Annotated in this window: 15 protein-coding genes; 11 read left to right on the top strand and 4 right to left on the bottom strand. The window is 40.8% G+C overall.

Annotated elements, in window-relative coordinates:
• Window positions 1-336: 336 nt before the first annotated feature.
• From L0657_RS22030 to L0657_RS22015, 4 genes are all read left to right on the top strand, one after another.
• Window positions 337-885, top strand: a complete 549-nt coding sequence (locus L0657_RS22030; protein WP_235152928.1) for a carboxymuconolactone decarboxylase family protein — start codon at window positions 337-339, stop codon at window positions 883-885.
• An 87-nt stretch (window positions 886-972) separates the two neighbouring features.
• Entirely contained in the window at window positions 973-1,929 is a 957-nt protein-coding gene (locus L0657_RS22025; RefSeq protein WP_235152927.1) for a heme-binding domain-containing protein, read from the top strand.
• A gap of 8 nt (window positions 1,930-1,937) precedes the next feature.
• A complete protein-coding gene (locus tag L0657_RS22020) occupies window positions 1,938-2,396 on the top strand; it encodes a hypothetical protein (RefSeq protein ID WP_235152926.1) in 459 nt (152 codons plus the stop codon).
• A gap of 72 nt (window positions 2,397-2,468) precedes the next feature.
• Window positions 2,469-3,032, top strand: coding sequence for a DUF417 family protein (locus L0657_RS22015; protein ID WP_235152925.1), 564 nt, complete (start codon window positions 2,469-2,471; stop codon window positions 3,030-3,032).
• 544 nt (window positions 3,033-3,576) lie between these two features.
• Here the strand turns inward: L0657_RS22015 and L0657_RS22010 are convergent.
• The 3 genes from L0657_RS22010 to L0657_RS22000 all read right to left on the bottom strand — a co-directional run bounded on the left by L0657_RS22010 (window position 3,577) and on the right by L0657_RS22000 (window position 5,474).
• Window positions 3,577-3,915: a putative quinol monooxygenase gene (locus L0657_RS22010; protein WP_235152924.1), complete on the bottom strand. Its 339-nt coding sequence runs from the start codon at window positions 3,913-3,915 to the stop codon at window positions 3,577-3,579.
• A gap of 110 nt (window positions 3,916-4,025) precedes the next feature.
• Complete coding sequence (locus L0657_RS22005) at window positions 4,026-4,490, bottom strand: VOC family protein (RefSeq protein ID WP_235152923.1); 465 nt, start codon at window positions 4,488-4,490, stop codon at window positions 4,026-4,028.
• Between the two features lie 126 nt (window positions 4,491-4,616).
• Complete coding sequence (locus L0657_RS22000) at window positions 4,617-5,474, bottom strand: SDR family oxidoreductase (RefSeq protein WP_235152922.1); 858 nt, start codon at window positions 5,472-5,474, stop codon at window positions 4,617-4,619.
• Between the two features lie 206 nt (window positions 5,475-5,680).
• Between L0657_RS22000 and L0657_RS21995 the strand changes: the two genes are divergently transcribed.
• Together L0657_RS21995 and L0657_RS21990 are read left to right on the top strand one after the other, a co-directional pair.
• Window positions 5,681-6,277 carry a Crp/Fnr family transcriptional regulator gene (locus L0657_RS21995; protein ID WP_235152921.1) on the top strand — a complete coding sequence of 199 codons (597 nt, stop codon included), beginning with the start codon at window positions 5,681-5,683 and terminating at the stop codon, window positions 6,275-6,277.
• Between the two features lie 212 nt (window positions 6,278-6,489).
• Window positions 6,490-7,116 (top strand): Crp/Fnr family transcriptional regulator, encoded by a 627-nt coding sequence (locus L0657_RS21990; protein WP_235152920.1) that lies wholly within the window; start codon window positions 6,490-6,492, stop codon window positions 7,114-7,116.
• Between the two features lie 64 nt (window positions 7,117-7,180).
• Here the strand turns inward: L0657_RS21990 and L0657_RS21985 are convergent, their stop codons facing one another.
• Complete coding sequence (locus L0657_RS21985; protein WP_235152919.1) at window positions 7,181-8,062, bottom strand: AraC family transcriptional regulator; 882 nt, start codon at window positions 8,060-8,062, stop codon at window positions 7,181-7,183.
• Between the two features lie 163 nt (window positions 8,063-8,225).
• Between L0657_RS21985 and L0657_RS21980 the strand changes: the two genes are divergently transcribed.
• The 5 genes from L0657_RS21980 (at window position 8,226) to L0657_RS21960 (ending at window position 14,281) form a co-directional block, all read left to right on the top strand.
• Window positions 8,226-9,059 (top strand): phytanoyl-CoA dioxygenase family protein, encoded by an 834-nt coding sequence (locus L0657_RS21980; protein ID WP_235152918.1) that lies wholly within the window; start codon window positions 8,226-8,228, stop codon window positions 9,057-9,059.
• A gap of 10 nt (window positions 9,060-9,069) precedes the next feature.
• Window positions 9,070-10,164, top strand: coding sequence for a Gfo/Idh/MocA family protein (locus L0657_RS21975; protein ID WP_235152917.1), 1,095 nt, complete (start codon window positions 9,070-9,072; stop codon window positions 10,162-10,164).
• A 20-nt stretch (window positions 10,165-10,184) separates the two neighbouring features.
• Complete coding sequence (locus tag L0657_RS21970) at window positions 10,185-11,090, top strand: sugar phosphate isomerase/epimerase (protein ID WP_235152916.1); 906 nt, start codon at window positions 10,185-10,187, stop codon at window positions 11,088-11,090.
• A gap of 46 nt (window positions 11,091-11,136) precedes the next feature.
• A complete protein-coding gene (locus tag L0657_RS21965; RefSeq protein WP_235152915.1) occupies window positions 11,137-13,284 on the top strand; it encodes a PQQ-binding-like beta-propeller repeat protein in 2,148 nt (715 codons plus the stop codon).
• 76 nt (window positions 13,285-13,360) lie between these two features.
• Window positions 13,361-14,281, top strand: a complete 921-nt coding sequence (locus tag L0657_RS21960) for a sugar phosphate isomerase/epimerase (RefSeq protein WP_235152914.1) — start codon at window positions 13,361-13,363, stop codon at window positions 14,279-14,281.
• The last annotated feature ends 10 nt before the right edge of the window (window positions 14,282-14,291 follow it).

The raw sequence follows: 14,291 nt of genomic DNA, 5'->3' as shown, positions 1-14,291 counted from the left end.
CAGAGATTAACAAGCAGCAAAACCCCCTGATATTTAAATTTAGTAAAATAAAACGGTACATTATACGATGAAATTAGTCATGTATATGTATACGTATAGAGACATACGATTGTAGATGAATTCAGACAGTGAAAAAGTTTAATAAAAAAGAATTAATGATAACGATATATCAATTCATGATCACCAAAAAACGGTATTTAAGAGGTGAATAATGTAGGTAATTTTTGCAACGTGTTGTTTAACAAATAGTTAATTATTGGTATAATTATGGTTGGTTGATGGATGTCACCCGTTTAAATAATTCAGGGTCAATATTAATCAATTAAATATATCGATATGAAAACTATTCAAGTTCCTGGTTATGACCAGGTAAGGCCGGAAGCGCAATTGTTGTTTGATCAGTTAAAAAAACAATTGGGAAAAGTCCCAAATCTTTATGCTGCCATGGGTTATTCGGCCAGCACACTGAAAGGTTTTCTGGATTTTGAGAATGCGTTAAGCAAAAGCGTTTTTACACCAAAGGAAAGAGAAGCAATAAATTTGGTAGTATCCGAAGTCAACAGTTGTAATTACTGCCTTGCCGCACATACGATGATTGGGACGATGAAAGGCTTTACCAATGACGAAATATTAGGTTTCAGGAATGCGGACGCTGCGAACAGCAAGTTAAATACGGTACTGCATCTGGCCAAATCAATAACCGAAAATAAGGGCGCTGCTGACCAATCTTTAATTGAAGATTTTTTTAACGCTGGTTACAACGAGGCAGCGCTGGTAGAACTTGTTGGTCTGATTACAGCCAAGATTTTTACCAATTACATCTATGCCCTGACCTCCGTTCCAATCGACTTCCCGGAAGTGGCCGCGCTAAGTAAGATCTATTGAAAAGGATAAGATGCTCTTTTTATTGTACAGTGGAAGGCAAAATGTGTAATTGAGGAGTATTGACGTTTACAAAACATGTTTATCGATATGAATTTTTTCCAAAGCAATAGTTCCAGAAAGCTGACAGGCATTATATTGATTATTTTGTTTGCCGGATTGATCGGCATGCAAGTTGCTACCCCGTCAATTCAAAATCCGGCTGTTTCTGGCGAGTTCAAGGCGCCAAAGGAAATTAAAAGTATTTTTGAACGATCCTGTTACGACTGTCACTCCAACGAAACAAAGCTGCAATGGTTTGATAAACTTGCCCCGTTTTCCTATATGGTAGCAGCTGATGTCAGAGAAGCACGAAAGCGATATAATTTTTCGACCTGGGACAGCATATCTCCGGCAGATCAGGAAGTGAAATTATGGTATATGGTCAATATGATTGAAGCGGGAAAAATGCCGCTTCCACAATATACGGCAGTGCACAGGAAGGCCCGAATCACGGATGAAGAGCTTTCACTTTTGAAAACTTATGTAACACAACTCTCGCATCGAAACCATGGCGCAGGCGATACTGCGAAAATAAAAGTTGTAAATAAGTCAATCGCCAGTAGACCGAAATCAATCAACGGGATCAGCTATTTTGACGATTATAAAAGCTGGAAAGTGATCGCTTCTACCAATCGTCTGGACAATGGTACGATGCGGCTGGTTTATGGGAATGATATCACAGTGAAGGCTATAAATGAAAAAACAATAAATCCCTGGCCTGATGGTGCGATAATCGTTAAAGTCGTCTGGAATATGCAACCCGAAGACGGGGAAGGTACCACAAAGCCGGGAAATTTTAACAATGTTCAGATGATGATTAAAGATTCGAAAAAGTTCACGGATACTGAGGGGTGGGGGTTTGCCAGATTTAACGGGCTCGAACTTAAACCATATGGTAATACCGTGGCCTTCGCCGTTTCCTGTATCAATTGCCATCGCCTTGTTTCAAAAAATGGTTTTGTATTTGATATCCCAACAAGAACACCGGAACTGGCAATTAAATAATGAGTGATATGAAAATTAAAATTTTGCAATGTTTTATTGCGCATTTCATTCTTGCAGGGTGTACGCATGCAGATAAAACAATTTTAGCGCCTGAATTTGTTTTTGGAGAGGAGAATCTCCACGTAATCACGTCAGGTTTTAATAGGAGAAAAAGTACAAACTTTACGCTCTATGGAAACGCAATTGCCATAAATAATGGATCTGACAGTTCAAGATCGCTATTGCCCGGGCAGGTTTATAAACTTGTTACATGGAAGCAAAAGCCAAATCCATATTGGTTTGGAGGTTATATAAACGATGAAATTCTTACAATAGAAATTTTGAAAGTATCACAGTCGGGTAATCGAGTCGTTCAGACAGATTATCATGTTGAAAATAGTAAAAAAGAAATTCTGCATCGGAATGATTCCGAGAAACAGTCCAGGATAAAATTTATTCGCGAGCAAAAAGCTTCTGTTTTTCCGTGAACTGTTTCATTGCTCAGCAGGTTTTTGGGAAAAACATTCCTATACTTGATGTTCATTTTCAATAAATAAATCATGAAAAATTCACTGGCGATCTTTATTTCTGGCCTGGAACCGTTGGGGAAAAAAGTTGTACGTTTTGGTATTGTTGTTGTTTTTCTTTGGATCGGAGGTTTGAAGTTTTTCACTTATGAAGCAGATGGAATTGTTCCATTTGTTGCAAATAGTCCATTTATGTCATTTTTTTATCAAGATCCAGCAGATTACAAAAAACATATCAATAAGGAGGGAGAGCTCGTAGCAGAGAATCACCAGTGGCACATCGCCAACAATACTTATGGTTATTCAAAAGGTCTGGGAGTTTTTCTTATTACTGTTGCCATACTTGTGGCGCTGCACAGTCTGGCGCCATTTCCTAGTATGATCGGTAGTATTTTGATTTTTATCATGACGCTCGGGACATTGTCTTTTCTTGTGACTACGCCAGAAAGTTGGGTTCCCAGCCTGGGCGACGAACAGCACGGATTTCCATATTTGTCGGCAAGGGGAAGACTGGTACTTAAAGACATTATGATTCTCGCCGGTGCAATAATTACGATGAGCGAATCGGCAAAATTATATCTGGATCGTAAGCGGTGATGCCTAGTCACAGTAAGGTATCAAGACGTTTTGCAAAAAAAAATAGTTAAACAAGTCTAAATTATCATTTTTATGACTTATTAAATTCCGGTCGCCAAACCTACCGTATTATACGATGAAAAGTGGGGCCGGTTTGTAATAGATGGAGTTACCTGTGTCTACCTGATTTACGAAGGATTGTAATTCAAGTTTTATGAAATATTTTTTTTTAAACAGCCATATATTGATCCTTCAATTTAACAAACCCAAAATCCTCCATTTTTATAGAAGCTATTAATCGATAAAAGGTCCGGTTGTTCTTCCGGAAGAAAATTCAGACAGGATTCATTATTTTGAATATTTAAGATAAAATCTGAAACCGCTACTTATTCGACATTCTCAAAATTTCTAATGCTTATTTCTTCCATAAAATCTCTTCACGTCTTTTAATCACTGGCTGTTTAAGCGTTTTCAAAAGCTAGTTTTCGTAGACGTCAGTTAAGTGAAATAGATTTACAGATATCCCAAAAAAATAGGCAGGACGGAAAGCCCGTCCTGCCTATTTTTAATCTATTGTATCAGGAATAATGTCTGCTTCACCCGACACGGTATAAATGGTGCCGTGTCTTTCGATAATTCTAACGTTGTCCATTACTGCCTTCAATGCATTCTGGAAGTTTTCGCTTTTTAACTGCGTATCAATCGCTTCATGATCCGTCCAGCCCTCAGCAAGGATACAAATATCAGGATCAATCATGTCGAATGAAAAATGATAATAGACGTTGCCCGGAACCTCTCTGGTAACGAGGATGTGCGCTTTAACCGCATCGATAAAAATTTGTTTGTCTTCCGGATGTATGTGGTAGGATGTATGTACCACAAATTTTGCTTTTTTTGTCATCATTAGTATGTTAAATATTTGTAATCAGCACAATAGGGCCTGGATTTTCCAAACCCGCTTCCAATGGTTATAATCTCTCATAGAAAATCATTGACTATGTGAGATCAATGCACTTATTTGTTTTCAATCAGCGTATTCGTCTGAAAGATATTAATCTTATTTCCGTCAATATCCTCAATCATGGTTGACAGCATTGCACCTTCAACCAGGTATTGTTCACGGTATACGAACTTAACTCCCTTATTGGCAAGTTCTTCTGTTGCAACAGCGATATTCTCAACCTGAAATACGATATTTTTATTTCCTATGGTATTCAGGTGAAATGGCAGCTCCAAAAATAACTCTTCTATTCTTTTGGCATTGGGAACAGTCAACAGCTCCAATTTAAAGCCGCCTGCCTCAATAATGGCTGCGTCTACACCTCCTTGTGGAAGCTGAAAGCGCGATTTGCTGACCAGTTGAAATCCAAATACTTCTTTGTACCATTCCAAAGAAGCTTCAAGATTTGCAACCGTAAAGGCGATGTTATAAAGAGAAAAGGATTTTAGTCCTGTCTCTGATTGCTTGGTATTTTCCATTACATTAATTTGATTACCCCAGGTTTCAGAACTCCTGACTTTGGATTTTAAAAATTCCAAAGTTCGAAACCCGATGTTAAAATATTAGTTTAATTGCTTTTGTATGCTTTATTGATACGGTTTATCTTAACCCATATACTTTGCCAGCCATCGTTTTTTTATCTCAGCTCTGGAATTAATAAACTCGTGATCAGTACCCTCCGCAATTGCGTCAAGCGGAAAACGTAACGGCCTTTGTCCGTCCGGCATCAAGACCAGATCCAGTACGCCATCGGCAATTGTTTGAGGATCCATTTTAAACTCTGATGATTTGCTCATAAATGCGGCTCCGATTGCGTTAAATTCCTTAACCGCAGTTTCTCCATACGCTGCCACGATGTCTTCTTTGTCCGCACCGATGCCGGGTTTGCTGCCATCAGCCATTTCAGTTGGATATACACCTGGCTGAATGGTTACGTTTTCAATATTAAATTGTCGCAACTCCTCTTGAAACCCTTCTGACAAGCTTTCAACCGCTATTTTTGATGAAAGGTACGGAACCATATAAGGCAGCGTATGGCCACTTGCGCCGGAAGTTATGTTGATAATTAGTCCTTTTTTAGCTTTACGCATCGCAGGCAAAACTGCCTGATAGGTACGTAAAACGCCGTAGAAATTTATCTCAAACATTTGCCGAATCTGATCAAGAGAATAAGCTTCCAGAACGCCATACCCATTAACTGCTGCATTATTGATGAGTACATCAATCGTTCCGTATTTTGCCAAAGAATAATCAAAAGCATCTGTTACGGATTTGTCGTTCGCCACATCAATTTCAACGACTTCAACTCCATTTATAGCGGACAGCTCCTCCGAAACTACCTTATTCTTATCGTTTTTTCCTCTCATACCCGCAATAACAGTGAAGCCATTTGAAGCCAGCGTTATCACCATTAATTTACCAAATCCCGTACTGGTTCCGGTAATAAAAATTATTTTGCTCATTTTGATATCTTAAATTTTTCACAAAGTTCATGATATCCGATCTGATAGAAATTGATATTTGGTAAGAAATAAATTGATCTAAATCAATACTTTTGCTTATCTGTTCTTTAAAGGATTGCTCACAATAAATTTGTCCAAATGATCTCTTTTTTGAATGATTTGGCACTTTGAATTTCGATTTTGATCAGGAATTAATCTATTAACATGTGTTTGAAAAATTCAGGAATTATATCATTGAAAAAACTGGCGCTGGTAGTATAACAGCTGAACAGTTTGAATTTATTGAGTCTTTATGTTCACTAAAAAAACTCCGGAAAAGGCAATATTTTTTGCAGGAAGGTGACGTAAGTAAGTATAATGCTTTTGTTCTAAAAGGATGCTTGCGAACTTATTCTGTTGACGATGACGGGGTTGAGCATATCATAAGTTTTGCCGTTGAGGACTGGTGGGCAGGAGACCGGGAAAGTATGACTTCCGGAAATCCATCAAGATTTAACATTGATGCTATTGAGGAAAGCGAACTTTTACTAATCAGCCATCCTGATTTTTTAGAAATATCAAAAAGGATCCCGGTTTTTCAGGAAATGATCAATTCCATTTTTCAGAGAAGTTTTATTAAAGCTCAAAACAGAATCCAGTCTGTGATCAGTGATAGCGCAGAAGATAAATACCTGCATTTTTTGAAGAATAATATTGCGTTAGCAAACCGGATCCCTCAGTCAATGATAGCTTCCTACCTGGGAATCAGCGCTGAAACGCTCAGCCGGATCAGAAAACAGATTGTTAAACGCGAACAGTCATAGCATCTCAAATTTTGTTTTGATGAATATCGAATATTTACGATATTCCTCGACAGAAGCGAAGTGATTTTACGACTATGTTTTCTTCTATTCGCTATATCGAGTTTGTAGTGATGATATATCATTAATTTTTCAATAGCTAATTTTTTTAAATGATTGATTAACAGGTATTTATAATTGGCATATTGTTTGATTTATATTTTTAAAAATCAACAATGAAACATTTCACAAGCACCCTAAACAGGTCCGCTATTGCCCGGGATAACTTAAACTTTCAGATACAGAAAGTTTCAGAAATGTTACTGTCGGATCAGGAGAAAAACTTGATTAGAAATACCTTTAAATTCAGGCGTTTGCGAAAGAATCAGTATTTCGTTCAGGAAGGTGAATTATGTAAGCATGTTGCGTTTATCAATCAGGGGGCGCTTCGAATGTTTTCTGTAAATGACAGGGGTGGTGAGCATATTATCCGGTTTGGACTAGAAGATGCTTGGATTTATGATTATGAGAGTTACAATCTCGATATTCCAACGATGTATTTTATCGAAGCTTTGGAGGATTCCGAGATCCTTGTAGTTTCAAAGGGTGAATATTCTTTCCTTCAAAAGTTAGTCCCCGCTGTCGAGGTGGTAAATCGAAAGAACGATATTAATTATGTAATTGATACCCAAAAAAGAATTCATGCGTCCATTAGTCAGACCGCAGAAGATAAGTACCGTTCTTTGATTTCCTCCTTTCCATCGCTGATCAACCGTATTCCCCAAGCTATGATTGCTTCATATTTGGGTATGACTCCCGCGACACTTAGCAGGATTCGGAAAGTGCTTCTGCATCGTGATTAAATTATGTGTTTGTTGTGTGAGAATTTAAATCAAAAAAAGCGGTATTTTCTGATCCTGATAATAGTTAATTATTGGATTCAGACATTAATTCAAGCCTCTCCTCACGAACTGATCCTTTTCTATATTTCATCGGTGACTGTTTTAATATTTTGTTAAAATGTTCACTGAAATTGGACCAATTGTGAAATCCGCTTTCATAACATATTTCGGTAACCGACTTTTCTGTGGTCAGAAGTAAATTACAGGCGTGCGAAATTCTTATTTCGGTTAAAAATTGGATGTAATTTTTCTTGGTATTTTTCTTAAAATAATGGCTGAAAGCCGACTCGCTTTGGTTGGTTATGGCTGCAACATCTTTGAGCAGGATCTTGTTTTGAAAATTTTGCATCGTGTATTCAAAGACCTTATGGATACGGTCCTGATCCTGTTTAGAAAAACTAATGATCGGCGAATTGGTCAGGAAGGTTATTTGATCTGAAATACTGATCTGGTTCAAGCTGTTCAGCAGAGCCGAAAGCTGGGAAAAACCTGTCAATGATTCTATTGATTTCAAGGTATTACCAACCGTTGTTTTAAGGTCGCCTTTTAGCGCAATGCCGTGTGACGCATTTTTTAAAAGGTTGCTTATCTGTTGCATTTCGGGAAGTTTTAAAAACGTTTCTCCAAAAATTTCTTCCTTAAACTGAACAACCACAGCACTTCCCGTAGATTCTGAATCCTTTTTCCGAAACCAATGCGGCAGGTTTTTGCCAAGCAGAAAGACATCACCTGCTTCATATTCGCCAATAAAGTCACCAACAAATACCGACCCTTGCCCCATAGTCTCTATAAGGAGTTCATACTCTTCGTGTTGGTGCCAGGGTGTTTCAAAATACGGCGTTGTGTATGTTCTGGCCACAAATGACGAACTACTGTCTATCGGTAACTTCTGAATAAGTGGTTTCATCTGGTATGTTCTAAGTTTCAGGTATTATTTCGGCCACGATATTCAAAATAACATATAAAACTAGTGATATTCTGATAGAAATGCGCCGAAATATACTGCTATTTTGTATTGTTAATATTTCAAGAACATTTATCTATATTTTGATAATAGAACAAACTGAACCATGGGCAAAGAATTTAATATTACCGAAAAATCAGATTTTGAAAGAGATGGGTTTTTAATTAAACGTAATTTTTTTAGTCAGGAAGAAATTAATCTCTTGTATAGTCTGGCAACGGATGATAGTGTGACGAGTCATGCTTTTGATCTTAAAGACACAAACGGAAACCGTACAAAACTGACACTTTGGTTTACGCCGGGCGACGATTCTTTCGGGCTTATGTCCAGGTCTGAGCGTATGGTAAAAGCAGTAGAAATGCTGCTCGGAAATGCAGGAGAAGTTTGCCATTTTCATTCCAAGGTCATGCAAAAAGAACCCAAAAAGGGAGGCGCATGGGAATGGCATCAGGATTACGGCTATTGGTATAAAAATGGTTTTCTGTATCCGGAAGCGATGATTTCAGTGATGGTTGCGCTCACGGACGCAAATATTGAAAATGGTTGTTTGCAGGTTTTGAAAGGAACCCATAAGATGCAGCGTTTTGAGCACTCATTTGTTGGTGAGCAACAGGGCGCAGATCCGGATTTCGTAGCGGAAGCTGAGAAAAACAGTGTACTGGTTTATGTGGAACTGAAAGCAGGCGATACACTTTTCTTTCACAGCAATATTCTGCACCGTTCGGATGCCAATTTATCAGATAAGCCACGCTGGTCGGTTATTTCGGCGTATAATCTGTCCTTCAACAAACCTTTCAGGGAAAAAAATACGTCTTGTATCGAACCTGTAAAAATGGTTGCGGATAATGCTCTGCTGGAAAGCGGCAAACAGGTTGTCAAGCAAGCCGACTTTTTGAGCAAAGATGCTGAAATTACTTTGCAGGATTTAAATCGTTCTTAACAGGTTTGGGATGCATATTGAACTTGAATATTTACCTGTTTTTCCTGAAAATAAATCCATTGGTATCGGCTGTGTTGGGGCCGGTTTCATTATGGCCGACTGCCAGTTGGTAGCTTATAGAAATGCCGGATTCAATCCGGTAGCGATCACCTCTCGGACCTTGGCCAACAGCCAGAAAGTTGCACAGCGGCATAATATTTCAAAGGTTTACGGCACATATCAGGAAATGTTTGCGGATACTGAAGTGGGGGTGGTTGACATCGCTGTTCCGCCCGATGGGCAGATTGCGGTTATCAAAGAGGCTGTCAAACACAAAAACATCAGGGCGATTTTGGCTCAGAAACCCCTGGGGATGAATTATTCTGAGGCTTTGGAAATAGTCAGTATCTGTGAGGACGCAGGCGTCGTTTTGGGTGTAAACCAGAATATGCGCTATGACCAGTCGGTACGGGCCTGCAAAGATCTGTTAAACAAAGGATTGCTTGGTAAACCGGTTTTTGGCTCGATCGACATGCGGGCAATCCCACACTGGACAGGCTGGCAGGCGGGTATGGGCTGGCTTACTTTGAGGGTAATGAGCATTCACCATCTGGACACATTCCGCTACTGGTTTGGAGACCCGAAAAGTGTTTATTGCAGTGTTGCGCAGGATCCGCGGACAGTTTCAAAATTTGCCCACGAGGATGGCATCGCACTGTATATTCTCGAATACGAAAATGGTATGCGCGCCTCTTCCTGGGACGATGTCTGGACAGGTCCCGCCCGCGAAGGTGCTGAGGAAGATATTTACATTAATTACCGTGTGGAAGGCCTGGACGGTATGGCGAAGGGAAGTATCGGTTGGCCAAATTATCCGGCCCACAGCCCGAGCACATTGGATTTCACCTGCAAAAATATTTCTGGCTGGCAACGTCCACGCTGGCAAGAGGCCTGGTTTCCTGATGCCTTTGCCGGGCCTATGGCGCAATTGCTGGTGGCCTTGGAACAAAATAAGGAGCCTGAGATCGGTGGGAAGGATAATTTGAAAACAATGGCCCTGGTAGACGCCTGCTACGTTTCAGCAAGAGAGCACCGGGCCGTGGAGATTGCAGAAATATATTCTTGAAGAAATAATGTCATGATCTTATGATTCAGGTTGGAATTTTTACCGGTTATTTCCCTTACGATTTGGCACAAACTGCTGCCCGTATCAGGGCACTTGATTTCAATACCGTGCAGCTGGACGTATCCTTCAAGGACATGGATTTGTCGACAAACGCACTCGATTCGGCAATAGCCAAAAAGATCAGGGACACATTCAGAAATAATAATTTGCCAATATGCTGCATTTCAGGGTATACCAATCTCGTACACCCGGTACCCGAAAAACGCAAGGCAAATCTGGATCATCTCAGGCAGATCATCCGGTATGCCAACGAATTAGGATCCCCCTATGTCATCAGTGAAACGGGGACATATCATTTGGAAAGTGACTGGGTTTCGGATCCGAGAAATAAAACTGAGGAAGGTTATACTGAATGCAGGGATGTGATCGGTGAACTTGTCGAATTTGCCCGTCAGCATGGCGTAACATTTTGCGTGGAAACTTACGTGAACAATGTCATCGGATCAGTTGATGAAACGCTGCGGCTCTTCGCCGATATTGACCATCCAAATCTGGGCCTGCTGATGGATCCCACCAATTATTTCGACGAGCATAATATCGGTGCCATTGATCTGACAATCAACAAGATATTTGATGCTTTGTCTGATAAAATAAAAATTGCTCATGCGAAGGATGTAAAGCTGGCTTCAAGCTCCGTTGGCGTGGTGATGGCCGATATCGACGGCGACGAGGCACATGCACTCCGTGGCGTGGGCATGATCGAATTACCTGCGCCAGGGCTTGGTTCTCTCAATTATGATCTGTATCTCAAACGGCTCGCCAGGAAATATCCGAATATCCCGATCATCATTGAGCATCTTGATGAAACAGATGTGCCAAGGGCCAGGCAGTTTATTCATGAAAAGTTACTGAGTAACGGCCTGTGAGCCAGAAAGACGAGATAAAACCTTCACCGGAACATCATTTGATATTATGATAAAAAACAAATACCAATCTCTTACTGGTTTATTGGCCGGGTCACTTTTCCTGGCATTACTCATTGCTTTCGTACCCGAAAAACATCAGAATTCCTCCGTAGATGACGAGTGGATCCATTACGGTCACGACGCTTCAAACAATAAATTTTCTCCTCTTTCGATCATCAATACGCAGAACGTAAGCCAGTTGAAGGAGGTTTGGAATTATCAGGATAGCAAGGACGGGTCCAGTATTCTATTTAATCCACTGATCGTGAAAGGCAGAATGTTTGCTTTTATGCCAAGCGATAAGCTGGTAGCACTTAACCCGGAAACCGGAAAGCTTATTTGGGAGTTTTTTCCTGACAGTACTGACGTGAGTACCTGGACCCGCGGAGTTACTTTTCATCCCGGCAAGAATGGAAGACCCGACGCCTTACTTTTTGTTTTTGGGTCAACGCTTTATTCCGTCGATGCTTCAACAGGAAAACTGATAAAAGATTTCGGAGATCAGGGAAAAGTAGATTTTTATACAGGACTTTCTGTTGAACCGTCGATGAAAAAGCGGGTCCATGTTACTGCCAATGCGCCGGGCGTTATTTACGGAGATTATTTTATAGTTGGCTGCAAAGTTCCCGATGAGCTTCCGTCTACTTCTGGTGACATAAGAGCTTTCAATGTAAATACCGGGAAGCTGGAATGGGTTTTCCATACCATACCAAGAGAAGGTGAGTTTGGATATACAACCTGGCCAAAAAATGCCAGGCAGAAAAACGGGGGTGCAAATTGCTGGGGTGGTATGGCCCTGGACGAAAAATTGGGAATCGTTTACGTTCCTACTGCTTCGCCATCTTTTGATTTTTACGGTGCCGACCGGGAAGGAGAAAATTTATTTGCCAATTGTCTGCTGGCTCTGGATGCTAAAACGGGAAAGAGAATATGGCATTTTCAGACGACGCACCACGATTTGTGGGACCGGGATAACGGCTCTCCGCCAAATCTTGTGCAGGTAAAACACGATGGAAAACTAATCGATGGTGTAGCGTTGGTAACAAAAATGGGCTACGTTTTCATGTTTGACCGGAAAACAGGCAAGCCGTTGTTCCCTATTAACGAAGTCGCGGTTCCAACCAAAAGTGAAATGCCGGGAGAAAAACCCTGGCCCACCCAGCCCATACCAAGCAAACCTGCGCCGTTTTCGCGGCAGGGATTTAAGCCGGAATATTTCAGCACTATATCGCCGGAAGTAACACAATTTATCAAAGACCAGATCGCAGAAAATAAATATAACACAGGTATTTATGAACCGCCGAGCCTTCATGGGTCGCTCGTTGTACCTGCCGCGCACGGCGGTGCAAACTGGGGTGGCGCCTCCTTCAATCCAAATACGGGTGTCATGTTTGTCAATGCGATCGATATGCCCTGGTTTCTTCAGTTGAAAGATATTAAGTCATTGAAAAAAGACAATGCTGAAAGTGGCGAAAATTTGTTCAAAATGTATTGCAGCAGTTGTCACGGAGCGGATCAGAAGGGTACCAATTTCGGGCCTGATATTTCTTTAAAAGTGAAGAGCTACGTAAGAGAAAATCTTGAAAATTTCATCAAAAAAGGAGCTGAGCCAATGCCATCGTTTCAGCATTTACCGCAACAACAGATCGATGCTATCACTGCCTTTCTGAAAGGGATCGATGAAGTAGCGGATAATGGGAAAACGTCTGATGGCGATGAATCGGCGACGAAAGAGCCTTATGGTTTCTCCGGTTATGAATTTTTCAAAGATCCGAATGGTATTCCGGCGATCAAGCCACCGTTTGCTACTTTAAATGCTATTGATCTGAACTCCGGCGAGATTTTGTGGCAGGTCCCGCTTGGCGTTGATAAAAAACTGGAAGCGAAAGGCATAAAAAATTCTGGAATTTTTACTCGTGGCGGAGGAATTGCTACCGCCGGCGGACTTATCATTATCGGGGCAACGGTTGATCAGATGTTTCGTGTTTTTGATCAGAAAACCGGTAAGATCCTTTGGGAAAAAGAACTGCCTGGAAGTGCGACCGCGGTGCCGTCCACTTATTCAATTGGTAAAAAACAATATATCACTGTGGCAGTCAGCCCAAATCCTGGTAAAGGCTATTATGGAGGTTATATCACGTTTAGTCTGGAATAATGTCATCGATAATGAAGCATTCTTGGTCTCGAATGTTGAATGTGAGCTTTTTTAAAACAATTAATTTCAAATACTTATGAAAAATCAGCTTACTGATATACCGCGTCGTCGATTTATACAAACCTCCGCCCTGGCGACAGCAGGTTTATTTGCTTCCTTGTTTCCACGGCAAGCAAATAGTATGTTTTTCGAAAATGGCGTTCAGGTATCTGCCCATCTCTGGGTTTATGCAAGTAAGTATCCGCCTACATGGGACTGTTCTGCTGACTTGCCACAAGTATTTGCTGACATCAAATCGGCGGGTTATTCAGGAATTGAACTGATGGATATTTTGCTAAAAGCCGATGATTCTGTCGAACGAATTAAAGCACTGATCAAAAAACATAATCTTCCGGTAACAGGTTGTTCGTTTGGTACCGATATGTGGAATAAGTCAAAACATGATGAAATTCTTTCTTATGCCACGACCGTTGTCGACAGGCTGCACCAGTTGGGTGGAGAGACTTTCGGGGTTTCGGTGGGAAATGCAAAACGCATTAAAACGGATGAGGAATTGGATGCCCAGGCCAATTTATTGAAAAAATTAATACCAATTTGCAAATCAAAAGGCATTACCCTTAACCTGCATAATCATACTTACGAGGTTGAAAACAATTTTCACGATTTGAAGGGAACAATTGCGAGAATTCCGGATATCAAGTTAGGGCCTGATCTTAACTGGCTGATTCGGGGAGGAGTGGATCCGGTCTGGTTTATTGACACTTATCAAAAGCAGATTGTGTATCTGCATATCCGGGACCAAAAGGAAAATGGCAAGTGGACAGAAGCGGTAGGCGAGGGTGAGACGGATTTTAAGGCTGTTGCAAAAGCATTAAATAGGATTGGTTATAAAGGAAGAGTTGCGGTCGAGCTTGCTTTTGACGAACCGCCGAAACGCCCGGTTTCTGAATCATGGAAGATGAGCCGCACTTATGTGAAAGATGTGTTTGGCTGGTAGGTATTTTGTT

The organism is Dyadobacter sp. CY345, from assembly GCF_021502725.1.
Classification (GTDB): domain Bacteria; phylum Bacteroidota; class Bacteroidia; order Cytophagales; family Spirosomataceae; genus Dyadobacter.
Note: the sequence above shows the minus strand (reverse complement) of the source record. Positions and strands in the feature narration are given on the sequence as shown.

What these genes read in the sequence shown, in the direction of transcription:
- L0657_RS22030 (WP_235152928.1), top strand. Translation starts at nt 337, where the DNA reads ATGAAAACTATTCAAGTTCCTGGTTATGACCAGGTAAGGCCGGAAGCG.
- L0657_RS22025 (WP_235152927.1), top strand. Translation starts at nt 973, where the DNA reads ATGAATTTTTTCCAAAGCAATAGTTCCAGAAAGCTGACAGGCATTATA.
- L0657_RS22020 (WP_235152926.1), top strand. Translation starts at nt 1,938, where the DNA reads ATGAAAATTAAAATTTTGCAATGTTTTATTGCGCATTTCATTCTTGCA.
- L0657_RS22015 (WP_235152925.1), top strand. Translation starts at nt 2,469, where the DNA reads ATGAAAAATTCACTGGCGATCTTTATTTCTGGCCTGGAACCGTTGGGG.
- L0657_RS22010 (WP_235152924.1), bottom strand. Translation starts at nt 3,915, where the DNA reads ATGATGACAAAAAAAGCAAAATTTGTGGTACATACATCCTACCACATA.
- L0657_RS22005 (WP_235152923.1), bottom strand. Translation starts at nt 4,490, where the DNA reads ATGGAAAATACCAAGCAATCAGAGACAGGACTAAAATCCTTTTCTCTT.
- L0657_RS22000 (WP_235152922.1), bottom strand. Translation starts at nt 5,474, where the DNA reads ATGAGCAAAATAATTTTTATTACCGGAACCAGTACGGGATTTGGTAAA.
- L0657_RS21990 (WP_235152920.1), top strand. Translation starts at nt 6,490, where the DNA reads ATGAAACATTTCACAAGCACCCTAAACAGGTCCGCTATTGCCCGGGAT.
- L0657_RS21985 (WP_235152919.1), bottom strand. Translation starts at nt 8,062, where the DNA reads ATGAAACCACTTATTCAGAAGTTACCGATAGACAGTAGTTCGTCATTT.
- L0657_RS21980 (WP_235152918.1), top strand. Translation starts at nt 8,226, where the DNA reads ATGGGCAAAGAATTTAATATTACCGAAAAATCAGATTTTGAAAGAGAT.
- L0657_RS21975 (WP_235152917.1), top strand. Translation starts at nt 9,070, where the DNA reads ATGCATATTGAACTTGAATATTTACCTGTTTTTCCTGAAAATAAATCC.
- L0657_RS21970 (WP_235152916.1), top strand. Translation starts at nt 10,185, where the DNA reads ATGATTCAGGTTGGAATTTTTACCGGTTATTTCCCTTACGATTTGGCA.
- L0657_RS21965 (WP_235152915.1), top strand. Translation starts at nt 11,137, where the DNA reads ATGATAAAAAACAAATACCAATCTCTTACTGGTTTATTGGCCGGGTCA.
- L0657_RS21960 (WP_235152914.1), top strand. Translation starts at nt 13,361, where the DNA reads ATGAAAAATCAGCTTACTGATATACCGCGTCGTCGATTTATACAAACC.